Source organism: Mesorhizobium salmacidum (SeqCode), assembly GCF_037179605.1.
In the GTDB taxonomy this organism is placed as follows: domain Bacteria; phylum Pseudomonadota; class Alphaproteobacteria; order Rhizobiales; family Rhizobiaceae; genus Mesorhizobium; species Mesorhizobium salmacidum.
Genome location: NZ_JAPYKS010000001.1, coordinates 471,630 through 498,293 on the forward strand (window position 1 = coordinate 471,630; position 26,664 = coordinate 498,293).

The following is a 26,664-nucleotide window of genomic DNA, read 5'->3' on the forward strand; positions in this document are numbered from 1 at the left end:
AGGCCATGCGGACAATCGATTGTGTCGTCGCCGGAGCAGGCGTCGTCGGGCTGGCCATTGCCAGGGCGCTTGCCTTGTCGGGCCGCGAGGTGGTGGTGATCGAAAAGGCCGACGCGATCGGTACGGTCACCAGTTCACGCAATTCGGAAGTCATCCATGCCGGGCTCTATTATGCGCCTGGCAGCCTCAAGGCCCGGCTCTGCGTCGAAGGCCGCCGGCTTCTCTACGCCTACTGCGCCGAACACAATATCGGCCATCGCCGCGCCGGCAAGCTGATCGTCGCCAGCGAGCCCGGCCAGGCGGGCGGGTTGCGGGCGATCGAGACCAATGCGAAACGCTGCGGGGTCGACGATCTCGAGCTTTTGACACCTGGCGAGGCCGAGCGCCTGGAACCGGCGCTGAGCTGTGCCTCCGCGTTGCTGTCGCCATCGACCGGCATCATAGACAGCCATGCGCTGATGTTGTCGCTGCGCGGCGACGCCGAAGTGGCCGGCGCGTCCTTCGCGTTCCTCACTTGCGTTGCCGGAGCGGCGATCGAAGCCGACGCGATCCGGATCGACACGCGCGATGCCAATGGCGAGACCTTCGCCTTGGAGGCCGGCGCTTTCGTCAACGCCACGGGCCTCGACGCGCAGGCGGTGGCCAGCCGGATCGACGGTTTCCCAAGGGGGCTCGTCCCCCGGCAGTGGCTGGCGCGCGGCAATTATTTCGCGCTTCCGGGGCGGTCGCCGTTTTCGCGCCTGATCTATCCGGTTCCGGTCGAAGGCGGCCTCGGCATCCACCTGACGCTCGACCTCGCCGGCAATGCGCGCTTTGGCCCCGACGTCGAATGGATCGACAGCGTGGATTACACGGTCGAACCCGGCCGAAGCGCTGTCTTCTACGAGGCGATCCGCCGCTATTGGCCTGATCTTGCGGGTGACGCGCTGCAGCCGGCCTATGCCGGCATCAGGCCGAAGCTGTCCGGCCCGGGTCAAGCTTCAGCCGATTTCATGATCCAGGGTCCAGCCGATCATGGCGCGAGCCAGATCGTCAATCTGTTCGGCATCGAGAGCCCCGGCCTGACGGCGAGCCTGGCGATCGCCGACCATGTCGTCGAACTTTTGTACCCGACCTGAACCGGCACGTCGCGCCGGGCCGGAGCGGGATATCTGCTTAGCCGACTTTGGTTGAGGCGTAGAGATCCTTGTAGCTGTCGCGAAGCAAGTTCTTCTGCACCTTGCCCATCGTGTTGCGCGGCAGTTCGTCGACGAAGATCACCCGTTTCGGGTGCTTGTACTTCGCCATACGGCCGGTGATGGCGTCGAGGATTTCGGCCGCGGTGATCCGCGACGCGGGCGAGCGCACGACGACAGCTGTGACGCCTTCGCCGAAGTCCGGATGGGCAAGGCCAATGACGGCGCTCTCCAGGACGCCGTCGAGCGCGTCGATCTCGCTTTCGAGCTCCTTCGGATAGACGTTGTAACCGCCTGAAATAATCAAGTCCTTGCCGCGACCGACGATGTGGACATAGCCGTCGGCATCGATCATGCCGAGATCGCCGGTGATGAAGAAGCCGTCGGCGCGGAATTCCGCCTTGGTCTTTTCCGGCATGCGCCAGTAGCCGCCGAACACGTTGGGACCCTTGACCTCGATCATGCCGACCTCGCCCTGGCCAAGAGGCTTGCCGGAATCGGGATCGGCGATGCGCAGCGATACGCCAGGCAAGGGGAAGCCGACCGTGCCGGCGCGCCGCTCGCCCTCATAGGGGTTGGAAGTGTTCATGTTGGTCTCGGTCATACCATAGCGCTCGAGGATGGCGTGGCCGGTACGCTCGCTCCAGGCCTTGTGCGTTTCGGCCAGCAGCGGCGCGGAACCGGATACGAACAGCCGGATGTTTTTCGCCACCTTGCGATCCAGCCCCTCCTGTTGCAGCAGCCTGGTGTAGAAGGTCGGTACGCCCATCAGCGCGGTGGCGCGCGGCAGCAGCGAGACGACGCGACCCGCATCGAATTTCTGCTCGAACAGCATCGAGGCGCCGGCCATCAGGACGACATTGGTGGCGACGAACAGGCCGTGCGTGTGGAAGATCGGCAGCGCGTGGATCAGCACGTCATCCCTGGTGAAGCGCCATTGCTCGACTAGGACCCGCGCGTTCGAGGCGAGGTTCTCGTGGCTGAGCATGGCGCCTTTCGAGCGGCCGGTCGTTCCCGACGTGTAGAGGATCGCCGCAAGGTCGTCGCCGCCGCGCTCGACATCGTGGAAATCGGAGGACTGGCGCGACGCCTGGCCCGCAAGGGATCCCCGGCCATTGCGGTCGAGCGTGACCACCACGGCACCGGACGGCTCGACCATCCCACGGATATCCGCCGACCGTGCCGGATCGCAGACGATGACCCGGGGTGCCGCATCGTCGAAGAAATAGCCGAGCTCGGCCAGCGTATAGGCGGTGTTGAGCGGCAGGAAGACGGCGCCCGCGCGCACGCAGGCGAGGTAGAGCAAAACCATCTCCGGGCTCTTCTCGACCTGCACGGCGACCCGGTCGCCGGGCGCGACATCCATTTGCAGAAGCGCATGCGCGAACTGCGCCGACCTTGCCAGCATGTCGCCATAGGTGAACGAGCGCCCATCATCGGTTTCCATCAACAGATGACCAGGCGCCGGCATCCGGGACCGGAACGCATCGAACAGATGATTGCTCATGAAATCTTCCTGGATGACGGCAATTGAGGGTGTCGGCAATGTCGACGCCGGCGATGGGTCGGCACGCGGCGAAGCGTTCGCGTTTCTCGGTCCGGCCGTCAAGGCCGCAAACGGCTGCCCGGCGTCTACCGAAAAGATTCGAGGGATGCGACAGCAGAGAGCGCAGCCGTCAACGGTGGGCGCGCTGGCCCGGACCGGCGGCGACCTGTGGTGCCTCGCCTTGCTTGAAGCGTTCCATGCACATGGCGGCGGTCAGTTCGTAGTGAGCGATCAGGGCCTGGACGGCGCCATCCGCGTTTCCGTCCAGCGCATTTTCGGCAATTAGTCGGTGTTCGGCGAAATCGTCGCGCTGGATGCTCTCGCCGTCATTGGCCATCTGGCGATAGCGGTAGGCGTGATCGGACAGCTGGTCGCAGAAGCCCACCAGCCAGTGCGACCGGCAGGCCGAGATCAGCACCCGATGGAAAGTGCGATGCAATTTCTCCCAGTCCGGATTGAGCGACGAGGTACTTTGCGGCGAAAGCCGTGAGGCGCGCCCCAGGCGATGCAGCGCCAGCACCAATTGTTCTTCCCATTCGGCGGTGCGGTGGGCGATCGATTCGCGCAATGCCCGCTCCTCGAGCCAGCAGCGGGTGCGCGTCAGCTCCTCGAGTTCGGCCGCACTGACCGGCATGATGAAGAAGCCACGCTGGTCATGGCGGCCGAGGAGGCCTTCCGAGGCAAGACGATTGAGAGCTTCGCGAACCGGAGAGGCACCGGCGCCATATTTGGAAACGACCCACTCGACGCGCAGCTTGCTTTCGGCTTCCAGAGCGCCGCCGAGAAGATCATCACGCAATTGATGATAGACCGTGCTGGCAAGCGTACTCTTGGCGCCCGTGCCGTCGTCGTTCAGATTGGCAGCTCCATATGTCAAAGCGACTCCTTGTCCCCAACTGTCGTGTTGGGCAATTCGAGTCAGAAAATTCCCCTCTGTACATGTACCATACAGCGCCACGCTTCCGCCGCTCAAGCAGAAGATCGCGCTATTGTACTTTAGAACAAAGAAATATACCCAATCGGCGCGCCGATCGCGGGAATTCGAATATCTCTACAACCAGCAGAACCTTAAAGCGTTTTGTATGCACGCATGGCCATCTGTTTCCTGTGTCCCCATGCGAGCATCTTTTCTGCCGCGCGCAAAGACAGTCGCGGTTTGGTCGAATCAGGCCTTCTGCACGGATTTGATCCGGCCCGGACGCTGAGGGGCCACTCTCGGCACCACGTTCTTGGCCGACCGAAATTGAAAACCGGTCGATCGGCTGCGTTAGCCGGCGGCCTTGTCGGCCGCGGTCCTGATCGCCTCGATGTTGGCGCGGTACGCTTCGACGCCGCCGCCCCTGAAGATGGCGGCACCGGCCACCAGCACGTCGGCGCCGGCAGATGTGACCAGCGGCGCGGTTTCCGACGAGACGCCGCCGTCGATCTCGATGCGGATCGGCCGGTCGCCGATCAATGCCTTGACCCTTTTCACCTTGTCGACCATCGCCGGGATGAAGGCCTGCCCGCCGAAACCCGGATTGACGGTCATGATCAGGATCAGGTCGAGCCGGTCGAGCACATATTCGACGGCGCTTTCCGGCGTCGCCGGATTGAGCGAGACGCCGGCCTTCTTGCCGAGATTCCTGATGGTCTGCAGCGAGCGGTCGAGATGCGGTCCGGCCTCGGCATGCACCGTCATGCCGTCGCAGCCGGCCTCGGCGAAGGCGGCGAGATAGGGATCGGCGGGCGCGATCATCAGGTGGCAGTCGAAAAAGGCCTTGGTGCGGTTGCGGATCGCCTTGATGACAGGCGGGCCGAAGGTGATGTTCGGCACGAAATGCCCGTCCATCACGTCGAGATGGATCCAGTCGGCACCGGCCGCCGCTACCGCCTCGACCTCGTCACCGAGCTTCGAGAAATCCGATGCCAGCACCGAAGGTGCGATCAAGGTTTTTTTGCTCATCTCGCGGCCTTTCCCGGCGATCTTTTCGTACGATCACCCAAATCGACTGCCTAAAGCGCTCCCGGCGACTTGTCGAGGGCGCACGTATAGTGGTTCCACCGGCAGGGGCAACGTCGCGACGTTGCCGATCCTGTTGCCGCCGCTCACCGCCTGCCCTGATCATAAAGAAAACCCGCCGGATTGCTCCGGCGGGTTCTCGTTTGGCGTCACGCGGATGGTTACTGCTGCTGGAGTTTCAGGACCCTGTTTGGAACCGGATCCTGTTGCTGGTCGATCTGCTGCCTGCGCCGCGGCAGCAATTGCAGCAACCGACCCGGATCGATTTCCAGCGACGGCTGCCCGCGCATCGGCCTGCAGTTCGGATACCGTCCGATCGTACCCTCCGGGCAGTGTCGCCTGAAGATCGGCTGGCACTGGCCGTTGACCATCTGCGAGCCCGGCGCGCATTCGCTCTCTTGCCTGGGCTTGCGGCATGCGCCGTCGATCACCTCGGTCCCACGCGGACAGACGCATTCGCCGCGCTTGTTGTGGACCTGGCCGCGTATGTCGCACTGCTGCATGTCAGGCTGCTTGCGCCGGCAGGCATTGCCTTGCACCTCCGTACCCCTCGGGCAGACGCAATTGCCATCGGAGTCATGGACCTGGCCACGAATGGTGCACTGGTCAGGCCGCGGCCGGATCGGACGGCAGGCCCGGTCTCGCACCTCGGTCCCTTGCGGGCAGACGCAGTCCCCGTCCGCGTTGTGGACCTGGCCACGGATGCTGCACTGCTCGGGCTTCGGCCTGACCGGGCGACAGGCGCCGTCGCGCACCTCGGTGCCTTGCGGGCAGACGCAGTCCCCGTCCGCATTGTGGACCTGGCCACGGATGCTGCACTGCTCGGGCTTCGGCCGAGTTGGGCGGCAGGCGCCGTTGCGCACCTCGGTGCCTTGCGGGCAGACACAATCGCCGTCGGCATTGCGGAACTGGCCAGGGATGCGGCACTGCTGTGGTTTTGGCCGGATCTGACGGCAGGCGCCGTCTCGCACCTCGGTGCCGCGCGGGCAGACACAGTCGCCGTCGGCGTCGTGAACCTGACCACGGATGGTGCACTGCTCGGGCTTGTCGGTCCTGACGCATTTTCCGTTCTCCAGCTCCGTGCCGCGTGGGCAGACGCAACGTCCGTCCTCGGTGCGGATTTGGCCTTCGAGCAGCACGCAGCGCGGCGGCGGTGGCAACGGCAGAACATTGGTGCCGCCGCCCGTGCACTGGCCGTTGCGGAAGGTGGTGCCTTCCGGGCAGACGCAGCGGCCGGCGTCGTTCATGACAAAGCCCGGCGAGCACTCATTCTTCACCTCATGCGTGATGATGAACGGATGGCACGCATAGGCCTTGCCGCGATCGCCCTGGACGTTGGGCGCATCCTTGGACAGGACGTCGGCGCCGCCCTGTACCCGTGTGTCGGGAGAGAGCACGCCAACGCAGTTCTGGCCATTGACGTTACCCTGCAGATTGGCAAGACGCCCGTCGTCGGGGATGACCACTGTCACACGGTGCGACTGGCTTTCGCCGGCGCCGAGGGTCAGGTTGGCGATGCAGGAGGCCGGCAAGGTCGTCGGCTCCGGCGAGCAGCCGAAAGGCGGGTCGATCGAGGTGATCGCAACGCCTTCCAGTCGGCCAAGCCCCTCCACGCCGATCGCATCGCCGATGCGGACCGGACCCGAGAAGGGGCTCGTCCCGTCATTTGTGATGGTGATGTCGAACGAGCAGGGCCGGCCGAGCCTGCATTCGCGGTCGCCGGTCTTCTCGACACGGATGGTCGAGGAGCCGCCGCCCTTGGCGCAGGCCTGGCCGATCGGATAGACGACGTCGTCGCCCTGCGCCGGGCCATAGGAGCCGCGCGCGCAGTTCTCGAACTCGCCATTGGCCGAGACCGTCACGTCGAAGTGCCTGGAGGTTCCGGGTGTCATGACGGCGCCGGGAATCTGGCACGACAGCGTGTTGGCCGGGACCGGCCCGCACGCCCATTCCGCGCCGTCGGGGGTGACGGTCTGGATCTGCACGGGCGCTCCGCCCGACACCAGCGTGGCGGCATCGTTGACCCGCACCGGACCGGTGGGGGCAGCCGTGCCGACGCTGCTGACGGTGATGCGGCAGGAAACCAGCGCCGCACCAGCCAGCGAGCCGTTGCACACCTTGGTGATCCGCAAGGTCGGCTGGCCGCCATTGGGATGGCGGATGCGTTCCTTGGCGCAGGCCCTGTTGTTGGTGAGATCGACCTCACCGGGGATGGCCCTCACCTCGGCGCAGTTCTCGACCATGTCCGACCGATAGCTGGCCGGCACGACCGCCTTGACGAAGATCGGCGTCGAGGCGCCCGCAGGCAGCGAGATGCCGGCATTGTCGCAGCGGAACTGGCCGGGGCCGTTCGGGCCGCAGGTCCAGGGCGGGCTCGGCCCGAAGGTCGAGGATGTCGGCGCGCCGCTTGGGTAGTTGTCGATCACCGTCAGCGGTCCGTTATAGGTCGATGTGCCGTTGTTGATGATGTCGATGATGAAGGTGCAGACGCCATCGGCGGTGCAGACTTCGGTGCGGGCACGCTTCTTGAGGATCAGGTCGACCTTCTTTTCGACCGGCGGCTGGCAATCCGGGTTGCGGTCGCCGCGGCGGCAGATCGGGATCGACGCGCAGCCCCGGTCATTGGCCTGGCTGCCGAACAGCGGCTTGCCGCTGGCGCCGTAATTATAGGTGGCGCAGTTGCGCAGCACGCTGCCTTGCCAGCCTCCGGCCGGCCTGAAGCCGAGCTTGAGGTCGACAAAGGCCCCCGGATTGAGCGTGGTCACCGGGTAGGTGCACGTCATCGGGGTGGTTCCCGGCGCGCAGGCCCAGGGCGGATTGGGCCCTGAACTCAGCGTCGAGCCGGCCGGCAGCGTCACCTCGTCGAGCACGATCTTGCCGTTATACGGCCCCGTGCCGACATTGGTGACCCGGATGGTGAAGTCGCAGCCGCCGGCCATGGTGCAGCGTGTGACGTCGGCATGCTTTTCAACCTTGAGATCCGGCTCCTTGTCCCTGGGCGGGCACCTCTGGTCACGCGGGATGACGATGTCGATGGTTTGCGTGCAGCACAGGCCCCAACCCTCCTTCGGTCCGGCATAGGTCTCGATGCCGGTCACGATGAGGTGGATGACGTCGCCGGGTGACGCGCCGACGATCTTCCAGTCGAGCACCCCGCCGCCCGCCGGCACCTTCTGGGTGTCGGGGATGATGGTGATGCCTGATGAGGTCGTCGACACCTGCACCCACTTGCCGCCCATCTCCGGGCCGACAGGCATGTGATAGATGAAGGCACCACCGCCGGGCACGCAGTCGACCGTGCCGCGCTCGACCTTGAAGCACTCATGGTCGGTTGGGGGCGGAGGTTGCTTGTCGCATTTGGTGAGGTCGATCCGGATCGAGGTCTTTTCGCCGGTCGCGATGTTGCCATCGTCCGGCTTGCCCGGATCCTGCGAGGGGATGATGGTTCCCGTGCCGATGCCGCCGGTGACCTTGATCAGGCCCTGATTGTCGACATTGAGCGGCGCTGGAAACGCGGCCTGGTCGATCTTGGCCGTGATGCGGAAGGTGATGACGCGTTCGTTCAGTGCCCCTGAGCCATCCAGATCGCTGGCGGACATCCGGAAATCGGAAACCGTTGCCGTATCGTTGGGTCCGGCCGAATTGCTGATGGCGGCGGCAGGCAAAGGCCCACCCGATGCATCGGTGCCGTCGCCGGAGACCGTCACGTTGACGATGGAAAGACCGTGCGGAAGCTGATCCTTGAACTCGAGCTGGGCTTTCTTCAGCGCCGCCTCGAGGCCCGGATCGGCAAAGCCCTGCGGATTGCCGCGCAGGCCGAAGGTCAAGGTGTAGAAGACATAGTCGCAGCTGCGCTGGCCGCCGGTCTTGGTGAAGAACGGCACGACACGTCCGGGCTCCGGATTGATGATGCGCGGATTGTCGAGCTGCAACGGCTGCACATCTGGGCTGGTGACAGCCTGGACGGTCTGGGCGGCGGATGCCGGCAGTGCGGGCGCAAGGGCGACCGCGATACCGGCCGCCATCAGCCAGCGCGCACCGCGCCTGGCATATGACAGGGGTTTCATGATCGTCTCCATGACGGTTTTTTGCGTTTGGGTCGCGAGCGGGGATCGGGCAAGACTGTTCATCTTCGCCTCCTCAACGTTCGCAGCTGACGGCTGGGGTCCGGAGCGGCAAGGTCATCTTGCAGCAAGGGTAGTAGCCACCCTTGTCCTTGTCGGACTTCCTGTAGAAGCAAAGTCCAACATCCACTCTGTCGCCCGGATAGTGGCCGGTGATGTCGATCGTGTACGGCTTGCCTGGCGCATGCGACATGGGTGAGGTCACCCCGACGCCTGGCGTCCTGGACTGGGCCTTGATCGAATCGCCGCCGAAGCCGGCATGGTCATGGAGATAGAGATCGGCCTCGAGGCCATGCGGCGTGCAGAAATACCGCACGTCCTCAACATCGAGACACGGAGGCAGATTGCCGGGCGGTGGGAAGTCCGGCGGGTAGAAGGGGGGCTCATAGCCGCCCGGTATTTCCTCATAATAGCCGGCACGGCCCTCGCAGGGGCGCCAGACGGCGACGTCGCCGACATGGCCTTCCACTTCAGGATCCTCGAAATAGCCGTCGAAATCGACGAACCAGGAGCCGAAGGGCGGCACGTTGGCCGGCTTGACGAGGTCCTTGGGCGTGATCTGCACGCCATGGACGGCAAGCGGCCCGCCGGCAGCGAGCTTTTCGGCAAGCTCGGGGTTGTCGCGCAATTTGTCGCCGGTGTTGACCAAGGTCTGGGTGCAGACCGAGGTGTCGAGATTGCCATCGGCGTCGTAGCCATATTGCAGGTCGAGGCCGCCGGCCGACTGCCTGTTGCCTTGCGGGAAGCCGACCGCATATTCCTGCGGCGCTTCCACCCAGAGCGATTCCGTCGTGGGATCGTCCGGGTTTTCTCTGAAATAGCGGATGACCTCGCCCTTGCCGGAATCGGCGAAGCGGCTGTAGTCGTAGCGGTTTTCGGTCGGGCCGCGTTGCGCAAGGTACATGAAGCCGCTGTTGTCGAAGGCGATGTCGGTGACGGCGTAGTCCTTGTCGGCCTTGACCGTCAGTTCCCAACGCGGATCGCCGGCGAAGGTGCCGTCGCGGGCAATGCCCACCGACCAGATTTCGGACTTTTCGCCGACCGAATAGTAGAGCCGGCCGCCGTGATAGGAGACGGCCCAGACGCGGCGCTCGTCCTGGGTGTAGCCCCAGGTCTCGGCGTCTTCGGTGTCGAAGGCGGCGCCTTGTATGTCCATCACCGCGCCATCGTCGGCGACGGGAGCCAGCCCATGCGCCGGTCGCCCTGCGACGCCATGGTCGAAGGTGTCGATCGGTCCGCCGTCGGCGTCGATGCGATGGATCAGGCCGGTGTCGAGGTCGGAGGCGAAGAACTGGCGATGGACGGGATCGAAGGCGAGGTTGCCGATGCCGGGACCGCTGTTGGTGTCGATGTCGGCGAATTTGGCGACCTGGCCGGTGATGCCGTCGATCTTCCAGATGGTGCCTGGTCCGCCGCCGTTTTCGGTGCCGAACTGGCCCTCCATGAAAGTGGCGCCCGCCGTGCCGCGGCGCTGCCGCTCCGGCCTGCCGTCCTTGTCGGCGTCCGGGGTGACGATTTCGACGCCATGCAGCGAGGTGGCGGCGGCATAGAGGTTGGGAATGCCCGATGGCACACCGCCGCGCACGCCGTCATCGTAGGCGAGGCCGAACACCTCGCCGATCTGGCCTGATGTCACCTCGAAAGGCGGCGGCGTGAAGACGAGCTGGCCGGAGGCCGGGCCCCCCAGATGCGAAACATCGAACACGCGCAAGCTGGCGCGCGAAGTGTCGATGAAGGTCTCGTCGACCGGATCGACGCCGGGCGGCAGGCCCTCATCGAAATTCGGGATGATGGTGCCGGGAAAGCCGGTGACCGCCATCGAGCCGGGATAAATGATCTGGGTTTCCTGCGCCTGGGCGGCGCCTCCAAGCCACAGGCTGGCGGCAAGTGCCAGCACCAGCAAGCCGCTGCCTGCATGCGCGGCTCGTCGCAAGCCGCCGGCAAAATGGAGATCAAAATGGAGAGAAGACACAAACGTGCCTTGGACGCGAGACATGAAGCTACCCCCGTTAGCCACGGGAGAAACACCCGGCATCGCCGCGCAAATCAGGGCAAGGCGCGGTGGTCCGGCACGTTCTTCCCTGATCGAATTGTCTGCTTTCCTCGTAGTCACGATACGCCTGCTCCTGCGCAGGGTCAACGGAATCAGCGGAAAGCCCAGCGCATCGGCCCCGTCCCGAAGGCGGTGGTCGCGCCGAGCTCCTGTTGGTCCCGGAGACCATGGAGTCTCTGGGTTGCTGGTCATGGGGGCTTCCTTTCCGGGGCCGCACCATGCGGCACCTGGACATCAGTCGCGGGGGGAGGTGGAAAGGTTCATGGAAGCCTTGCGCAGAATGCTTGCGCGCGATGCCGCCTGTTCTTATATACGCGCCAAGCCGTGCGGCGCCGGAGAACCGGTAGCCGGACGGGATTTCTTGTGAACAGGGGCTTTCGTCGGAACGCCTTACCGGGTCCTGAGAGCCTGCTTAGCGGAGAGACTAGAAAAATGGCAAAAGTAATCGGTATCGATCTCGGCACCACCAACTCCTGTATCGCCATCATGGATGGCAAGGAGCCGAAGGTAATCGAGAATGCGGAAGGCGCGCGCACGACGCCTTCCATTGTCGCCATCTCGGGCGACGGCGAACGTCTCGTCGGCCAGCCGGCCAAGCGCCAGGCGGTCACCAATCCTGAAAACACCATCTTCGCGGTCAAGCGCCTGATCGGCCGCCGCTATGACGATCCGGTGACGGAGAAGGACAAGAAGCTCGTCCCCTACAAGATCGTCAAGGGCGACAATGGCGATGCCTGGGTCGAGGCCGGCGGCAAGAAGCAGTCGCCCTCGCAGATCTCGGCCATGATCCTGCAGAAGATGAAGGAAACGGCGGAGGCCTATCTCGGCGAGAAGGTCGAGAAGGCGGTCATCACCGTTCCGGCCTATTTCAACGACGCCCAGCGTCAGGCGACCAAGGACGCCGGCAAGATCGCCGGCCTCGAAGTGCTGCGCATCATCAACGAGCCGACCGCGGCAGCGCTTGCCTATGGCCTCGACAAGAAGGAAGGCAAGACCATTGCCGTCTATGACCTTGGCGGCGGCACGTTCGACATTTCGGTGCTCGAGATCGGCGACGGCGTGTTCGAGGTGAAGTCGACCAATGGCGACACCTTCCTCGGCGGCGAGGATTTCGACATGCGCCTGGTCGAGTATCTGGCGGCCGAATTCAAGAAGGAACAGGGCATAGACCTGAAGAACGACAAGCTCGCCCTGCAGCGCCTCAAGGAGGCGGCCGAGAAGGCCAAGATCGAGCTGTCGTCGACGACGCAGACCGAAATCAACCTGCCCTTCATCACGGCCGACGCGACCGGACCGAAGCACCTGACGCTGAAGCTGACGCGCGCCAAGTTCGAAAGCCTGGTCGAGGATCTCGTCCAGCGCACCATCGAGCCGTGCAAGGCGGCGCTCAAGGACGCCGGCCTGAAGGCCGCTGAGATCGACGAAGTGGTCCTGGTCGGCGGCATGACCCGCATGCCCAAGATCCAGGAGATCGTGAAGCAGTTCTTCGGCAAGGAGCCGCACAAGGGCGTCAACCCGGATGAGGTCGTCGCACTCGGCGCCGCCATCCAGGCCGGCGTGCTGCAGGGCGACGTCAAGGACGTGCTGCTGCTCGACGTGACCCCGCTGTCGCTCGGTATCGAGACGCTGGGCGGCGTGTTCACCCGGCTGATCGAACGCAACACGACGATCCCGACCAAGAAGAGCCAGGTGTTCTCGACGGCCGAGGATTCGCAGTCGGCCGTGACCATCCGCGTCTTCCAGGGCGAGCGTGAAATGGCCGCCGACAACAAGGCGCTCGGCCAGTTCGACCTGGTCGGCATCCCGCCGGCGCCGCGTGGCGTGCCGCAGATCGAAGTCACCTTCGACATCGACGCCAACGGCATTGTCAATGTCTCGGCCAAGGACAAGGGCACCGGCAAGGAGCACCAGATCCGCATCCAGGCGTCGGGTGGTCTTTCGGACGCCGACATCGAGAAGATGGTCAAGGACGCCGAGGCCAACGCCGACACCGACAAGAAGCGTCGCGCCGTGGTCGAGGCCCGCAACCAGGCCGAAGCCCTGGTGCATTCGTCGGAGAAGTCGCTGAAGGAATATGGCGACAAGGTCTCCGAGGCCGAGCGCACCGCTATATCCGATGCGATCGCGGCGCTGAAGACCGCTGCCGAGGGCGACGATCCGGCCGACATCGAAGCCAAGAGCCAGGTGCTTGCCGAAGCCTCCATGAAGCTTGGCCAGGCCATGTACGAGGCCTCGCAGAAGGAAGCGGCGGAAGCCGATGCCAAGGCGGATGCCGCCAAGGACTCCGATGTGGTCGACGCCGATTTCGAGGAAATCGACGAGGACGACGACAAGAAGAAGTCGGCCTGAACGGTCTGACGGCAAGATAATGCGAAAAGCCCGGCGCAAGGCCGGGCTTTTTTGCAACCCTCGCTGAAAAAATGCGCGCGCTGCCGAAAAAATCACTGAAAACCACGGACAAGTTCGCGCCGGCCCTAGCATACGGGCAGCACCGCTCCTAAATCGAACAACGTGCCGGCAAACGACGCACACCATGCATCAAGACGTTGATCCGGAACTGCGGGAAAAAATGAAAGCTGATTTCTACGAAACGCTGGGCGTGCAAAAGGGCGCCGACGACAAGGAGCTCAAGAGCGCTTTTCGCAAGCTCGCCATGCAGTTCCATCCCGACCGTAATCCCGGCGATCATTCCTGCGAGCACAAGTTCAAGGAAATCAATGAAGCCTACGAGACGCTGAAGGACCCGCAGAAGCGCGCGGCCTATGACCGTTTCGGCCACGCCGCCTTCGAGCAGGGCGGCATGAATGGCGCGCAGGGCTTTGGTGCGGGCGGCTTTGCCGATATCTTCGAGGATATTTTCGGCGACATGATGGGCGGCCGCCAGCGCCGCTCTTCCGGTGGCCGCGAGCGCGGCGCCGACCTGCGCTACAACATGGAAATCTCGCTGGAGGAAGCCTTCGCGGGCAAGACCGCGCAGATCCGCGTGCCGGCTTCGATATCCTGCACGGAATGCTCGGGCAGCGGCGCGAAGCCCGGCACCCAGCCGGTCACCTGCTCGATGTGCAACGGCCACGGCAAGGTGCGCGCCACGCAAGGGTTTTTCTCGATCGAGCGGACCTGCCCGCAATGCCAGGGGCGCGGCCAGACGATCAAGGATCCGTGCCCGAAATGCGCCGGCCAAGGCCGCGTCACCGAGGAACGCTCGCTGTCGGTCAACATCCCGGCCGGCATCGAGGACGGCACCCGCATCCGCCTTGCCAATGAGGGCGAGGCCGGGCTGCGCGGCGGGCCGTCGGGCGACCTCTATATCTTCCTGGCCGTCAAGCCACACGAATTCTTCCAGCGTGACGGCGCCGATCTCTATTGCAAGGTGCCGATCTCGATGACGACGGCGGCCCTTGGCGGCTCGTTCGAGGTGACGACGCTCGACGGCACACAGACCAAGGTGAAGGTGACCGAAGGCACGCAGAACGGACGCCAGTTCCGCCTCAAGGGCAAGGGCATGCCGGTGTTGCGCCAGCCCAATGTCGGCGACCTCTACATCCAGACCGCGGTCGAGACGCCGCAGAACCTGTCGCGCCGCCAGCGCGAATTGCTGGAGGAGTTCGAACAACTGTCCTCGCAGGACAATTCGCCCCAATCGAGCGGCTTTTTCGCCCGCATGAAGGACTTTTTCGAATCTTTCGGCGAGCGTTGAGACGCGACCAGAGCTATCTTATCCACGACACAGGCAGGGCAGCGCCTTGCCTTGCGTCACCCAGGTGTTAAGTAGCTTCCAAGGGGAGCGCTGAGGAGAGCTTGCATGGCACGTGGTCACGGACTGCGGAAGGCGTTTGCCGAGAAGTTCGACGACGAACTCAAATTCTTCAAGGGCTGGATCGACAAGCCGAAGACGGTCGGCTCCATTGTTCCGACCAGCTCGATCACCGCCCGCAAGATGGCTTCGATCGTCAACCCGAAGTCCGGCCTGCCGGTGCTCGAGGTCGGTCCCGGCACCGGGGTCATCACCCGCGCCATCCTCGCCCAGGGCGTGCGACCTGAAAACCTCTACGCGGTCGAATATTCCACCGATTTCGTGCGCCATCTGCGCCAGCTCTATCCCGGCGTCAACGTCATCGAGGGCGATGCCTTCAACCTCAACGCCACGCTTGGCGAGAGAAGCGGGATGATCTTCGATAGCGTCGTTTCCGGAGTGCCGCTGCTCAACTTCCCGGTCGCCCAGCGCATCGCCTATATCGAAAGCCTGCTCGACCGCATCCCGGCCGGACGGCCGATCGTGCAGCTGACCTATGGTCCGATGTCGCCGATCCCGGCCGGCCGCGGCGACTACACGGTCAAGCATTTCGATTTCATCTTCCGCAATATCCCGCCGACGCAGCTCTGGATCTATAGGCGCGAAGCCCATTAGGTTCGCGTCGCGGGGCGCTCGCGAGCGCCCGGTTAGCACAAACAGAAGCTGCCTTGGTCGTTATGGACCCGCCCACTGCTTCGTCATCCACGGGCGGAGCAAGGAGCGAAGCGACGCAGCGCAGACCCGAGGATCCATGCCGCGACTTCCGAACGCTGCTGCGGTGTGGAGTTCTGCTCCGTTGCGTCCTTCGGCAAATGTCGCGGCATGGATCCCAGGGTCTCCGCGACGGAGCTTCGCTCCTGCTTCGCCCTAGGATGACGAAGTTTGGAGTTGCGGTTTCCGTTTGATGCGTTGATTTGATCGAACCTTGGCTGTACGTGTCCGGGAACAAGGGTGGCCAATGGCAGTGATCCCGAAAATCCTCGTCTTCGCCGGCTCGGTGCGCAGCGGCGCCTATAGCGGCAGGACCGCCGACGTGGCGCAGAAGGAACTTTCGGTGCAAGGCGCCGAGGTGACCCGCATTTCGCTCGCCGATTATCCCTTGCCGATCCTCGACGAGGACCTGGAAAAGGAAAATGGCATCCCTGAAAACGCCCAGAAGCTGGCGCGATTGATCGCCGTCCATGACGGGCTGCTGATCGCGACGCCTGAATATAACGGCTCCATCCCGCCGTTGCTCAAGAACACGATCGACTGGGTGAGCCGGGTGCGACGGGATGGCGGCCGGTCGGTCAGGCCGCTTGCCGGCAAGGTCGCCGGCCTCTGCTCGTCCTCCAAAGGCCATTTTGCCGGCATCCGCTGCATCAATCATCTGCGCGCCGTGCTGGTGCGCTGCCAGATGGAGGTGGTGACGCCGGAATGCTCGGTGCCGGAGGGTGGCGACGCCTTCGACGGGGACGGCCATTTCCGTGACGAAAGACTGCACAAATCGATGGAGCACCTATGCCGCACGCTGATCGAAACCTCACGCATGCTGTCGACCAGGGTCGAGGCGTGACTGCCGCTACCATGCAGGCTCACCCCATGCAGGCCAAATCCATGCAGGAAAGATTGATCGTCGGCCTCGACGTGCCGACCGTGACGGAGGCCGAGCAGGCGGTGCGCGAGCTCGACGGTGTCGTCTCCTTCTACAAGATCGGCTATCAGCTGGCCTTTGCCGGCGGGCTCGACTTCGCCAGGGAGCTGGCCAGCGGCGGAACGAAAATCTTCCTCGACATGAAGCTGCTCGACATCGACCACACGGTGGCCAAAGGCGTCGAGAACATCGTCAAGATGGGCATGACCATGCTGACCATACATGCTTATCCCAAGGCGATGCAGGCGGCGGTGGAGGCAGCGCGCGGCAGCGAGCTTTGCCTGCTTGCCGTCAGCGTCCTGACCTCGATGGATGAGCAGGACATGATCGATGCCGGCTATGAATATGACCCGCACACGCTGGTGCTGAGGCGCTCGGAACAGGCGCTGCATGCCGGCATGGGCGGCATCGTCTGCTCGGCCGCGGAGGCCGAAGCGGTGCGCCGCCTCGTCGGCCCCGACATGGCGGTGGTGACACCCGGCATACGCCCCGTGGGCAGCGATCATGGCGACCAGAAGCGCGTGATGACACCTGCGCAAGCCATTCGCAGCGGCTCCAGCCACCTGGTCGTCGGGCGCCCGATCGTCGCTGCGGCGGACAGACGCGCGGCGGCTGAAGCCATCCTCGACGAAATGCGCTCGGCGTAAGGAATAGGGAGAAGAAGAATGCCCAAGGGATACTGGATTGCCCGCGTCGATGTGCGTGACGCGGAAGGCTACAAGGATTACGTCGCGGCGGCGAAGCCGGCTTTCGAGCGCTTCGGCGCGAAATTCCTGGCCCGTGGCGGCGAGCATGAGAAAGCCGAGGGCCCAGGGCGCGCGCGCAATGTGCTCATCGAGTTCGAATCGCTCGCTGCGGCGCGTGACTGCTACCATTCGCCGGAATATCAACGGGCAGTGGCGATCCGCCAGAAGGTGGCCGACGGCGAGATCGTACTGGTGGAAGGGGTCTAGCGAAAGAGCCTGTTCGCTGCGGTTTCTGCCATCGCGTCGACGAGTTCCAGCCCCCATTGCTGGCGGCAATAAGCGCGGAAATCGAAGCACGGCAGGCCGGGGCAGACCTCGAACTCGATGAGATGAACCGTATCGTCTGCCTCGACGCGCAGGTCGACGGAAAACACGTCGCGCAGGCCGAGCCCGTCCCTCAACCGTTTGGCAATCGTGCGGATTCTGGCATCGGCCACCGGCTGACTGTTTGCGACCGGAGCGAGTTCGGGTTCGGCATAATGCCCGGCGGCCTTCGCGGCCTCGCCGGTGTCGCCATAAAGCGCCAGGCTGTCGGCCATCGTCTGGAAATCCGCGCCTGACTCGACAAAGGCGATGCCAAGCGCCTCGGCACCGGTTTGCGGCGTCAGCCCGAGGAAGCTGGCGCGCACATTGCGGCCGGCGACATAGGGCTGGACGACGACATCATCGCGATAGGCCGTGAAAACACGCCGGCTAAGCTCCAGCGCGTGACCGAGATCGGTTACGCGCGAATCCGGCCAGATGCCGACCTTGGCGCCGAGCCTGTTGGGCTTGACGAACCAGCCGGCGGATGAGGCCGGCGGCTCGACCAGCCATTCGCCATTGCGCGCAAAACCCGCCGGCGGCACTGGCAGGCCGAGCGCGCCAAGCACGGCGCCGGAACGGAACTTGTCCTGGCAGAGTGCGAACAGCGCATCGTCCGCACCTATCGTCCTCATTCCGTTGAGCCTCGCCAGGGCGGGTGCGGCGCCGCCACGGAAATAGGCGATGCCGTCGGTCAGCGTCCAGACCAGCGTCGTGGAAGGATTGGCTTCGGGAAGCGCGCTCGCGGCATGGTCCAGCTCCACCGCCGCGAAGGTGAGGCCACGCCTGTCACAGGCGGCGGCCAGCGCATCGAATTCGGGGGCGAGGTCGGTCGATTGCGCCAGGTAGGACGATATCTCGGCCGCGCGCTGCGGTGCGTGACCGTCGGCGACCAGGCGGTCGAAGCAGGCCTTCTCCGGCTCGTGGACGAGGATCAGCTTTGGCTTGTGACTCGACATGAGACGAACATTCCCGGCGGTGCGATCACCCAGCATCGCACGGCCGACGCAAACGGCTTTCGCGAAACCGACTCAAGCCGGACGCCTGCGTGACAGCACCACGATAGATAGGCGCGGAGCCGATCGCCCGGCCTGTTCAGGCGATCAGCACGCGCGGTTCGAAGCGGCCGTTGACGGGAATATCGAGGACGAACGTCATGCCGGCCTGCGGATCGAGCTGGCGCTGCTTGTCGTCCTTGCCTTTCCAGGCCGACGTCACCGCCAGCCGGTCGGCGTTCCTGCCGACAAAGGCCGGGCACGAGGGCTGCGTCACCGGCATCGCAACTTCGCGCAGCAATGTTCCGTCGGGCGAATAGGCCTTGACCGCCTTGCCGCTCCAGACGGCGTTCCACAGCACGCCGTCGCGGTCGACGACCGATCCGTCGACATAGCCCTTGGACGAGCGATGGTCGACGAACACTTTTGGCTCTCCAGAGGGCAGGCCGCTCGCCGGATCGCAGGCGACGCGCATCAGCAGGCCGGTCGAGGTGTCGGTGTAATAGGCGAGCGCGCCATCCCCGGAGAAACAAATCGAGTTCGACACGGTGATGCCGGAGAACAGCTTGCGCAGTTCACCCCTGAAGAACCAGTAGATCGCACCGGCGCCCTTTGCCTCGCTCTTGCCCATCGTCCCCATCCACAAGGCGCCGCAGGGATGGACACGGGAATCGTTGGACCGGGTAAGGGGGTTGTCCGCCTCGACAGGCGTATGCAGCGTCATCTGGCCGGTCGCGACGTCGCGGACGAAGAGGCCGGTCTCGGTGGCGATCAGCTGGCGCTTGTCATCGATGATGGCGATGGCGCTCGCCATCCGGCCAAGCTCATGGATCTTCAGCGCACCACCGGCCACGGGCTTTTCCAGGAGCTGGCCGTTGACGATATCGAACCAGAACAGCGCGTCGGTGGCGGGATCGTAGCTTGGCCCTTCGCCGAGCTCGCAGACATGATCGGAAAAAACCGAAACCTTGTTCATCATGCGTCTCCGAATGCTGCGTCCCAGGCAGCGACGGCGGCGTGAGCGCGCGCCGCCACGTCATCGACGCTCATGCCTGGCTTGAACAGGCTGGAGCCAAGCCCGAAGACCGTCACACCAACCGCCTTGTAACCGGCAAAGTCCTTGTCCGAAACGCCGCCGACCGCGCCGACCAGCGTCTGCGCCGGCAGCACGGCCCGGATCGCGGAAATGCCCGATGCGCCGAGCACGCTGGCGGGAAAGAATTTCAGCGCCGAGGCGCCGAGCCGGATCGCCTGGAAGGCTTCCGTGGGGGTAAACACGCCGGGCATGGTGACCATGCCGTATGTCCTGGCACGGCTCATGACCTCGGCATCGATGTTGGGGCTGACCAGCAGCCGGCCGCCGGCCTGGTGAAGATTGTCGACGTCGGCCCCCGTAAGCACCGTGCCGGCGCCGACCAGGGCGGTTTTCGGCAGCACTTCGACAATCCTGGCGATCGACGAGAACGGCTCGGGCGAGTTCAGCGGCACCTCTATGGCCTCGATGCCGGCGTCGAACAGCGCCTGGCCCATGGCTATCGCTTCGGCCGGCTTGAGGCCGCGCAGGATAGCGACCAGGCCGCGCTTGAGTTTTGGAAAGGGTGCGGTCTGGCTCATATGGCGGCTCCACTTCCGGCAATCATGCCATTCTCCCGCGCGGCCTCGATCAGGCCGGCGCGTACAGCCTCGTCCGCATCGACTGTCCGCACACCGAGCCCGGCAAGGCCGAGCGCAGTCTGGTAAAGCACCGCCAGAGCCCCCGAGGCAACCAGCACGACCGATATCGCGCAGGCGCCATGGCGGCGCCGGGCAGAGGCGATCTCGCCGCCGATCAGCAGGCCGGACAGGCAGGCGGCCGCATCATCGGCCTTGAGATCCTGGAGCAGGCCGGCAGCGCGGATGGCAAACAGCCGCGAGGTGACATCACCACCCTCGCCCAGTGCTGTTTCGCACCAGCGGCGGAAGAACGGATTGTCGGGGGCAACCGGGCTGGGATGTTCGCCCAGCGAATGGCGCAGGATCGAGTGCGCGGCAAACACGGAAAACAGCTCGCCCGTCGGCCAGGTGCCGAAGCCGGCGACGGCGCCGTCCTCGACCAGCACCCATTTCGAATGGGTGCCGGGCATGCAGACCAGTTCGCGGCCTCTGGCCGGCAGGCCAGCGCCGGCAAGCTGCGTCTCCTCGCCGCGCATGACGTCGGGCGCGTCGGCCAGGCGCTGGGCAAGGCCGGGAACGATGCGGATGTCGCGTTTCTGATCTGGCACCCGGGCGGCGCCGCCAAGAATGGCGCCGAGCGGCGACGGCACGCTGACATAGGGCGCCTCCAGCCAGCCCTGGCGGGAACCGGCCATGCCGCAGATGATGACGGGCAATGCCTCCGGCGCGCCCATCGCTGCCAGATGGCCCTCCAGGACGTTGGCGAAGCCCTTTTCGCGCGCGGTGATCAGGCCATCGTCGCCGCGACGTTCGGCAAGCACCTTGCCGCCGCCGTCGATCAGCCAGGCCCGAAGCCGGGTCGTGCCCCAATCGAGTGCGGCGACTGCCGGAACGTTGCTGGCAAACGCTGGGCTCACAGGAAGCCTCCATCGACGATCAGCATTTGCGCGGTCAGCATGCACGAGGCATCCGAGGCCAGGAACAGCACCGTGCCGACCATGTCGTCCGGCCGCATGACATCCCTGATGCATTGCTTGGCGACATGGGCGGCAAGTGCCTCTTCCGTCACCCAGCGTTCCTGCTGCCGCTCGGTGATCACCCAGCCGGGCGCGACGGCGTTGACGCGGATGCGGTCGGGACCAAGCTTGCCGGCCAACCCCTTGGTGAGGCCGAGTATGCCGGCCTTGGCGGCGGTATAGGCCGGCATGTCTGGATGGTTGATCAGGTAGGAAGTCGAGGTGAAATTGATGATCGAGCCGCCGCCGGCCCGCTTCATGCCTGGTGCCACGGCCTGCGCGGTGAAGAAATGCGGTCGCAGGTTGATGGCGAGGTTGTTGTCCCAGAACTCGACGGTAACGTCCTCGACGGCATGGCGTTCGTCCCAGGCGGCATTGTTGACCAGCACGGTGACGTCGCCATGCGCGTCGGCGGCCCTTGCCGCAGAGGCGCGCAGCGCCTCGACGTCGCGCAGATCGGTCTTGAGGTAGAGCGGTCGGTGGCCGAGCTCCTTCTCGATGCGACCGGCGAGCGCGGTGCTCGGCGCGTCGGCGATGTCGAGGAAGGCGACCTTGGCGCCCTGGCGCATGAACCCTTCGGTCAACGCCGCGCCGATGCCGGAGCCGCCGCCGGTGATCAGCACCGAAGCGCCTTCGAGGTCGGCAAAACGCGCCGATGGCATCATGATTTTCGTCTCCCGGGTCAACCGGCGCGCATCCTAGCCAGACACGTCCGGCGGGCAAGGGCGAAAAGACGCTATTTCGGGCTTATGTCGGACAAAAAAGGCAATGGCGCCCGCGCGAGACCCGCCAGGCGGCGGCGCCACATGGCGGGCAGCGTCGAATTTAGCCGCTCAGATCGCCTTGGCGCGCAAGGCGCCACGAAAGGAATCGCGGAGGTAGCCCAATGTGGCGTCGGCATCGACCGGTTTGCCGAAGAGATAGCCCTGCCCGCCGGCGCAACCGAACTGGACCAGCCGGTCGGCCTGCGCTTCCTCTTCGATGCCTTCGGCAACCACGTCCATGCCGAGCCCTTCGCACATGGCGAGAATGGCGCGGATGATGTGTTCGGACGGCCGGTCGTCGAGAATGGAGGAAACGAAGGCGCGGTCGATCTTGAGCTTGTCGAAATGGAACTCACGCAAGCGGCCGAGCGAGGACTGACCGGTGCCGAAATCGTCGAGCGAGACACGGATGCCGACACGGCGCAGATCCTCGACGATCTGCGCGGCCGAGGCAGGGTCGTTCATCAGGCCGGTCTCGGTGATCTCGATCTCCAGCCGGCGCGGATCGAACCCAGTGCGGTCGAGGATCGCCAGTATGTGCAGGCCGGTGTTCTGGTCGACGAGCTGCGAGGGCGACAGGTTGAAGGACAGGAACAAGTCCTTCGGCCAGCTCTTGGCGGCTTCCGTCGCCTTGCGCAGCACCAGCTGCGACAGCGGGCCGATGATGCCGCGCTCCTCGGCGATCGGAATGAAGACGGTCGGCGGCACCGCGCCGAGGTCGCGGTCGGTCCAGCGCGCCAGCGTCTCGAAGCCGATGGTGCGGCGCGTGGTGAGGTCGACGATCGGCTGGAAATGCGGCTCCACCTCGCCGGCGGAGACGGCGCGGCGCAGCGCCTGCTCGATGCGGGTGACGCGCTTGGCGGCCTCTTCCATCTCGCGGGTGTAGACGACGACGCGGCCACGGCCGGAGCGCTTGGCATGGTAAAGAGCCGTTTCGGCCTTGTTGATGAGGATTTCGGTGGTCTCGTCGCCGGAATAGAACAGCGAGCAGCCGACAGAGGCGGAAAGCCTGGCGGTGCGTTCGCCGACATCATAGGGCGCCGACAGGATCTCGATCAGCATGCGGGATTTTTCCGCTGCCGCCTCTTCCGAGAATACCAGGGGATAGAGGAAGGCGAATTCGTCGGCGCCGATGCGGCAGACCGTCGAATGGCCGTCCATCGAGGCGCGCAGCCGCATCGCGACCTGGATCAGGATGTCGTCGCCGGCCTTGTGGCCGAACAGGTCGTTGATCGGCTTGAAGCCGTCAAGGTCGAGAATGCCGACGGTGAAGGGCGCGGGGTCGTCGGCGCGGTCGCTGATCAGGCGGTCGACCTTGTCGAAGAAGCGGCGATGATTGCCAAGCCCGGTCAACGGATCGGTGAACGCCAAATCCGTGCTTTCCCTGTTTGCCTGACCGGTGCCAAACGGAGTTTGCATCGGTGTCCCTGCTCGTCCCTGCTTTTGTCGTCGGAATTTATTTCGAGACTGGCAGTAAACCCTTTAGGAAACGTATCGCTTGAATCGATTTTTCGAGACTCGCGAACGATCCCATGACGCTATCTGAAGCGCTGCAGGTGATCGACAAGGGCGCGCAGCTTCGGCGCCAGCCGGCAAAGCGTGGGCAGTAGGTCTCCAGGATGGGCACCAGAACACCGACCAGAAAATCATGGCTCAACCAGCGCAACGCTATGCAGGCATGGCCGATGGCCATGTCCGTCACAAGCTGCTTCCAAACGGCCGCTCCGACGAAGCGCGTGGGACCCGGGAAAGCGCATATCGGGGGCGTTACGAAGTTCGGGGGCAATCACATCGACTATTGGGACGATACCGGATTCACCGCCGATGGCACGTTCGTCGACGGCGTGCTGCATCACGGCGGCATGATCTTGTATCGGAAGGAGTAGCGGCTGCCGGTTGGATCAGCCGCCGAGCCGGACGCGGTAGAGTTCCAGGGGGCTGCCCCTGGTCTCCGCCACCGGCTCCAGCCATTCCGGCACGCTGCCGCGCATCAGACCGGCCAGAAAACCGTCCGGCGACCTGGCCGCGAACAGCCGGCTTTCCGGGTTGCCGCGGCAGAGCGCGACAAGGCCGACATGGTGGCTTTCGACGACGGCTTTCGCGTCGGTGGCCGAGCCCAGCAAGGCGTCGAACACGAGCAGGTTACCGGCGACGTTGCGATGGTAGGGTCCGGCGAACACGCGATGACCGGTAAAGGCGAGGATCGGCGAGCCAAGATTGGAGATGGCAAGCACCGTGGTGGGGGGCATTGCGCCAAGCACGACGAACGAAGCCTTGCTGTTGCAGGGCGCATCGATGCCGGCGTCCCTGGCGGGAGCAGCGGTTGCGAAAGCGCTCGATGCCGCTTGAGCGGCGCCCGACCAGATGGCGTTGACCGAGATCAGCCAGGCCGCGGCCATCCTGAGCACGGAACCACTGGACGGGCTCGCTTCTGCCCGCTGCCGCCATTTGGCGATCCAGGCCGAAAGCGGGATCACCGCGAAGACGATGGAGAAGGTCGAGCCGCGCACTTCCCAGGCACTGACCAGAAGCGCCATCACCAGCAGTGCGGCGACGAGGCTGTCCTGCCGCCGCCAGCCGCCATGGCTGAAGCGGAGCGCCATCAGGACGATCGCCACCAATGGCGTGGCAAAACGCGCCACCGCCCTGGCCGGATCGTCGGCGACAAGCTGAACGATCGACTGCGCCTCCTCGATATAGCCGAGCCACATCTGCTGCAGGCGCGGGTCGAGATGGGCGTAGGGGGCTGCCAGGCATTGCGGAAACAGGAGCACCACGACGAGAGCGAGAGCGACGGCAAGCAGGCCAAGCGACATCAGGCGCCGGGCGGCCGTCGCGTTGGCGGCCTTCCATGATGCAATGATTGCCAAACCGGCGCCGGCAAGCCCGGTGACGGCGAACTGCACGACCGAGAACGTGTCGCATTGGGCCTGGCCCCAGGACGAGACGGGGATGGTTGCGGCAAAGACGAGATGCGAGGCGCCGGCGACGCCGAGGCCGAAATCCCTGGCGATCAGCCTTTCACCCTCCCGATTGCCGAGAAACAGCAGCGCGACGACGGCGCCGAGGGATCCGGCATAGGGCGCGCTTTCCATGCCGATGGCCAGGGTCAGCGTGGCGCAGAGGCCCGCGACGAGGGCAGCCGGCCGATGCGTTGGCGCCTCGAGCAGCAAGGCGAGGCTCGCCAGCGTCAGCATCAACTGGACATTGTGATGATCGAGCGCGCCGGGAGAAAAAATCCCGATGTAATACAAGGCCGCCCCGCCGACGACGGCGGCGGGCAGCACAGCGGACGGGCCGGCGAAAGCGCGCGCGGCGCGGATGGTGAAGAAGACCGCCAGCCAGAACTGCAGGGCGGGCCAAAGTATTTGCACGATTTGTTCGGCCAAGGCGGTGCTGCCCGTCACGGCCGAAACGGCAAGGATGCTCAGCGCCAGCGGCGCGTCGAGCAGCCGCGACCAGTGCATGACGAAGCCGCCTTCGAGACCCATCCTGTACTGGTGCAGGTCGAACCAGCCCTGGCCCGTCAGCAGGTCGCGGACTTCGACCAATTGCAGCAGGCTGTCATTGTCGCCCGCCGGATTGGCCAGTTGCGGGAATCCCTGCTGGGCCTCGAGCGCCAGCAGCAGCAAGGCTGCAAACAACGCAAATGCGATATCGGACTTCCAGGTGGAAGTTCCCCTTGCCGTGCCCATCCCGATCGCCCTTGGCGTGAATGCCGGGCCTTTCCAGGCCAATCGACACTCGTGAAGTCGGTCTTAAACCTAGCCTTAACGGCTTCAATAAATAGTAAAACCGCCTGAACGCGGCCGGTTTCCGGAGCGCGGCCGCATGGTCGACAAGGCATTCGGAGACGAAAATGCCGCAAGACATCAGCCGTGAACCCACCATCGCCGTGCTCCTGCCTTGCTACAATGAGGAGCTGACCATCGCCGAGGTGGTACGGCGGTTCCGCGAGACGCTGCCTGCGGCAACCATCTATGTCTACGACAACAATTCGAAGGATCTGACCGCCCTGCGCGCCCGCGCGGCCGGCGCCATCGTGGTTCGCGAGCCGCGCCAGGGCAAGGGCAATGTGGTGCGGCGCATGTTCGCCGACATTGACGCCGACATCTATCTGATGGCCGATGGCGACGGCACCTACGCGCCCGAGGACGCGCCGCAACTGATCAACACGCTCTTGACCGAACGTTGCGACATGGTGGTGGGCACCCGGCGCGGCGTCAACGACGATGCCGGCCGCGCCGGCCATGCCTTTGGCAACCGCGTCTTCAACAGCCTCTACAAATGGCTGTTCGGCGACGATTTCACCGACATCTTCTCCGGCTACCGCGTCTTCACCAGGCGTTTCGTCAAGAGCTTTCCCGCCGTGTCCGGCGGCTTCGAGATCGAGACCGAAATGTCGGTGCACGCCTCGCAGCTCAAATTGCCGGTCAGCGAAATCGCGCTAGACTACGGACGCCGGCCGGAAGGCTCGTCGTCGAAACTGTCGACCTTCCGCGACGGCGCCAGGATCCTGTGGATGTTCGCCATGCTGATGAAGGAGACGCAGCCGCTGCGCTTCTTCGGCGCCTTTTCGCTGTTCTTCCTGGCTTCGAGCCTGTTCCTGATGGCGCCGGTGCTGGTCGAATTCGCCGAAACCGGTCTCGTTCCGCGCATGCCGACATGGGTGCTGTCGGTCGGGCTGCTGCTTCTGTCCATGCTGGCGGCGGTGACCGGACTGATCCTCGATTCGGTCTCGCGCGGGCGCGCCGAACAGAAGCGGATCTTCTATCTCTCCATGCCTTCTGGCCGAGTCGAGCGCCGCACGGGTGACGTGGTTCAGAAGCCGGAACGGGGCAAGGCCTCGCGCGCGGCCTGA

Annotated in this window: 20 protein-coding genes and 1 pseudogene; 9 read left to right on the plus strand and 12 right to left on the minus strand. The window is 64.7% G+C overall.

The features are described from left to right. Positions 1-5 precede the first annotated feature (5 nt). A complete protein-coding gene (locus tag O7A60_RS02345; RefSeq protein WP_337104834.1) occupies positions 6-1,118 on the plus strand; it encodes an NAD(P)/FAD-dependent oxidoreductase in 1,113 nt (370 codons plus the stop codon). 37 nt (positions 1,119-1,155) lie between these two features. On the opposite strand, the gene O7A60_RS02350 is transcribed toward O7A60_RS02345, so the two are convergent. The 5 genes from O7A60_RS02350 to O7A60_RS02370 all read right to left on the minus strand — a co-directional run bounded on the left by O7A60_RS02350 (position 1,156) and on the right by O7A60_RS02370 (position 10,843). Then, positions 1,156-2,682 (minus strand): malonate--CoA ligase, encoded by a 1,527-nt coding sequence (locus tag O7A60_RS02350; RefSeq protein ID WP_337104835.1) that lies wholly within the window; start codon positions 2,680-2,682, stop codon positions 1,156-1,158. A gap of 169 nt (positions 2,683-2,851) precedes the next feature. Next, on the minus strand, positions 2,852-3,598 hold the full coding sequence (locus O7A60_RS02355; protein WP_337104889.1) for a GntR family transcriptional regulator: 747 nt from the start codon (positions 3,596-3,598) through the stop codon (positions 2,852-2,854). A gap of 390 nt (positions 3,599-3,988) precedes the next feature. Continuing rightward, positions 3,989-4,666, minus strand: coding sequence for a ribulose-phosphate 3-epimerase (gene rpe, locus O7A60_RS02360; protein ID WP_337104836.1), 678 nt, complete (start codon positions 4,664-4,666; stop codon positions 3,989-3,991). Between the two features lie 218 nt (positions 4,667-4,884). Beyond that, entirely contained in the window at positions 4,885-8,664 is a 3,780-nt protein-coding gene (locus tag O7A60_RS02365; RefSeq protein ID WP_463146303.1) for a DUF7929 domain-containing protein, read from the minus strand. A gap of 199 nt (positions 8,665-8,863) precedes the next feature. After that, positions 8,864-10,843 (minus strand): NHL repeat-containing protein, encoded by a 1,980-nt coding sequence (locus O7A60_RS02370; protein ID WP_415926794.1) that lies wholly within the window; start codon positions 10,841-10,843, stop codon positions 8,864-8,866. A 489-nt stretch (positions 10,844-11,332) separates the two neighbouring features. Between O7A60_RS02370 and dnaK the strand changes: the two genes are divergently transcribed. The 6 genes from dnaK to O7A60_RS02400 all read left to right on the plus strand — a co-directional run bounded on the left by dnaK (position 11,333) and on the right by O7A60_RS02400 (position 17,279). Further along, positions 11,333-13,249, plus strand: a complete 1,917-nt coding sequence (dnaK, locus tag O7A60_RS02375; protein ID WP_140506953.1) for a molecular chaperone DnaK — start codon at positions 11,333-11,335, stop codon at positions 13,247-13,249. 220 nt (positions 13,250-13,469) lie between these two features. Beyond that, positions 13,470-14,597: a molecular chaperone DnaJ gene (gene dnaJ, locus O7A60_RS02380; RefSeq protein WP_140715790.1), complete on the plus strand. Its 1,128-nt coding sequence runs from the start codon at positions 13,470-13,472 to the stop codon at positions 14,595-14,597. 105 nt (positions 14,598-14,702) lie between these two features. After that, positions 14,703-15,308, plus strand: coding sequence for a phospholipid N-methyltransferase PmtA (pmtA, locus tag O7A60_RS02385; RefSeq protein ID WP_140506955.1), 606 nt, complete (start codon positions 14,703-14,705; stop codon positions 15,306-15,308). 343 nt (positions 15,309-15,651) lie between these two features. Continuing rightward, positions 15,652-16,248, plus strand: a complete 597-nt coding sequence (locus tag O7A60_RS02390) for an NADPH-dependent FMN reductase (protein ID WP_337104839.1) — start codon at positions 15,652-15,654, stop codon at positions 16,246-16,248. An 11-nt stretch (positions 16,249-16,259) separates the two neighbouring features. Further along, positions 16,260-16,973 carry an orotidine-5'-phosphate decarboxylase gene (pyrF, locus tag O7A60_RS02395; protein WP_181165994.1) on the plus strand — a complete coding sequence of 238 codons (714 nt, stop codon included), beginning with the start codon at positions 16,260-16,262 and terminating at the stop codon, positions 16,971-16,973. An 18-nt stretch (positions 16,974-16,991) separates the two neighbouring features. After that, complete coding sequence (locus O7A60_RS02400) at positions 16,992-17,279, plus strand: DUF1330 domain-containing protein (protein WP_027142512.1); 288 nt, start codon at positions 16,992-16,994, stop codon at positions 17,277-17,279. Here the strand turns inward: O7A60_RS02400 and O7A60_RS02405 are convergent. The 6 genes from O7A60_RS02405 to O7A60_RS02430 form a co-directional block, all read right to left on the minus strand. Next, positions 17,276-18,334, minus strand: a complete 1,059-nt coding sequence (locus O7A60_RS02405; RefSeq protein ID WP_337104840.1) for a D-alanine--D-alanine ligase family protein — start codon at positions 18,332-18,334, stop codon at positions 17,276-17,278. The genes O7A60_RS02400 and O7A60_RS02405 overlap by 4 nt on opposite strands. 136 nt (positions 18,335-18,470) lie before the next feature. Then, positions 18,471-19,346 (minus strand): SMP-30/gluconolactonase/LRE family protein, encoded by an 876-nt coding sequence (locus O7A60_RS02410; RefSeq protein WP_337104841.1) that lies wholly within the window; start codon positions 19,344-19,346, stop codon positions 18,471-18,473. Further along, positions 19,346-19,984 (minus strand): 2-dehydro-3-deoxy-6-phosphogalactonate aldolase, encoded by a 639-nt coding sequence (locus tag O7A60_RS02415; RefSeq protein ID WP_337104842.1) that lies wholly within the window; start codon positions 19,982-19,984, stop codon positions 19,346-19,348. Before O7A60_RS02415 ends, O7A60_RS02410 begins: the two co-directional genes overlap by 1 nt. Beyond that, complete coding sequence (locus O7A60_RS02420; protein ID WP_337104843.1) at positions 19,981-20,940, minus strand: 2-dehydro-3-deoxygalactonokinase; 960 nt, start codon at positions 20,938-20,940, stop codon at positions 19,981-19,983. Before O7A60_RS02420 ends, O7A60_RS02415 begins: the two co-directional genes overlap by 4 nt. Beyond that, positions 20,937-21,704: an SDR family NAD(P)-dependent oxidoreductase gene (locus O7A60_RS02425; protein ID WP_337104844.1), complete on the minus strand. Its 768-nt coding sequence runs from the start codon at positions 21,702-21,704 to the stop codon at positions 20,937-20,939. The genes O7A60_RS02420 and O7A60_RS02425 overlap by 4 nt, the downstream gene beginning before the upstream one ends. Positions 21,705-21,872: 168 nt before the next feature. Next, positions 21,873-23,222, minus strand: coding sequence for a putative bifunctional diguanylate cyclase/phosphodiesterase (locus tag O7A60_RS02430; protein ID WP_337104845.1), 1,350 nt, complete (start codon positions 23,220-23,222; stop codon positions 21,873-21,875). Between the two features lie 157 nt (positions 23,223-23,379). On the opposite strand from O7A60_RS02430, the pseudogene O7A60_RS02435 reads away from it, so the two are divergent. Continuing rightward, positions 23,380-23,689 (plus strand): annotated as a pseudogene (locus O7A60_RS02435) (Atu4866 domain-containing protein); the annotation flags it as partial. Positions 23,690-23,704: 15 nt separating this feature from the next. Here O7A60_RS02435 and O7A60_RS02440 read toward each other — a convergent pair. Further along, complete coding sequence (locus tag O7A60_RS02440) at positions 23,705-25,540, minus strand: GtrA family protein (protein ID WP_337104846.1); 1,836 nt, start codon at positions 25,538-25,540, stop codon at positions 23,705-23,707. Between the two features lie 122 nt (positions 25,541-25,662). Between O7A60_RS02440 and O7A60_RS02445 the strand changes: the two genes are divergently transcribed. Further along, a complete protein-coding gene (locus O7A60_RS02445; protein ID WP_140715629.1) occupies positions 25,663-26,664 on the plus strand; it encodes a glycosyltransferase in 1,002 nt (333 codons plus the stop codon).

Excerpts from the sequence above, each read along its gene's own strand:
- O7A60_RS02345 (WP_337104834.1), top strand. The coding sequence starts at position 6 with ATGCGGACAATCGATTGTGTCGTCGCCGGAGCAGGCGTCGTCGGGCTG.
- O7A60_RS02350 (WP_337104835.1), bottom strand. The coding sequence starts at position 2,682 with ATGAGCAATCATCTGTTCGATGCGTTCCGGTCCCGGATGCCGGCGCCT.
- rpe (WP_337104836.1), bottom strand. The coding sequence starts at position 4,666 with ATGAGCAAAAAAACCTTGATCGCACCTTCGGTGCTGGCATCGGATTTC.
- O7A60_RS02370 (WP_415926794.1), bottom strand. The coding sequence starts at position 10,843 with ATGTCTCGCGTCCAAGGCACGTTTGTGTCTTCTCTCCATTTTGATCTC.
- dnaK (WP_140506953.1), top strand. The coding sequence starts at position 11,333 with ATGGCAAAAGTAATCGGTATCGATCTCGGCACCACCAACTCCTGTATC.
- dnaJ (WP_140715790.1), top strand. The coding sequence starts at position 13,470 with ATGAAAGCTGATTTCTACGAAACGCTGGGCGTGCAAAAGGGCGCCGAC.
- pmtA (WP_140506955.1), top strand. The coding sequence starts at position 14,703 with ATGGCACGTGGTCACGGACTGCGGAAGGCGTTTGCCGAGAAGTTCGAC.
- O7A60_RS02390 (WP_337104839.1), top strand. The coding sequence starts at position 15,652 with ATGGCAGTGATCCCGAAAATCCTCGTCTTCGCCGGCTCGGTGCGCAGC.
- pyrF (WP_181165994.1), top strand. The coding sequence starts at position 16,260 with ATGCAGGCTCACCCCATGCAGGCCAAATCCATGCAGGAAAGATTGATC.
- O7A60_RS02400 (WP_027142512.1), top strand. The coding sequence starts at position 16,992 with ATGCCCAAGGGATACTGGATTGCCCGCGTCGATGTGCGTGACGCGGAA.
- O7A60_RS02405 (WP_337104840.1), bottom strand. The coding sequence starts at position 18,334 with ATGTCGAGTCACAAGCCAAAGCTGATCCTCGTCCACGAGCCGGAGAAG.
- O7A60_RS02410 (WP_337104841.1), bottom strand. The coding sequence starts at position 19,346 with ATGAACAAGGTTTCGGTTTTTTCCGATCATGTCTGCGAGCTCGGCGAA.
- O7A60_RS02415 (WP_337104842.1), bottom strand. The coding sequence starts at position 19,984 with ATGAGCCAGACCGCACCCTTTCCAAAACTCAAGCGCGGCCTGGTCGCT.
- O7A60_RS02425 (WP_337104844.1), bottom strand. The coding sequence starts at position 21,704 with ATGATGCCATCGGCGCGTTTTGCCGACCTCGAAGGCGCTTCGGTGCTG.
- O7A60_RS02430 (WP_337104845.1), bottom strand. The coding sequence starts at position 23,222 with ATGCAAACTCCGTTTGGCACCGGTCAGGCAAACAGGGAAAGCACGGAT.
- O7A60_RS02445 (WP_140715629.1), top strand. The coding sequence starts at position 25,663 with ATGCCGCAAGACATCAGCCGTGAACCCACCATCGCCGTGCTCCTGCCT.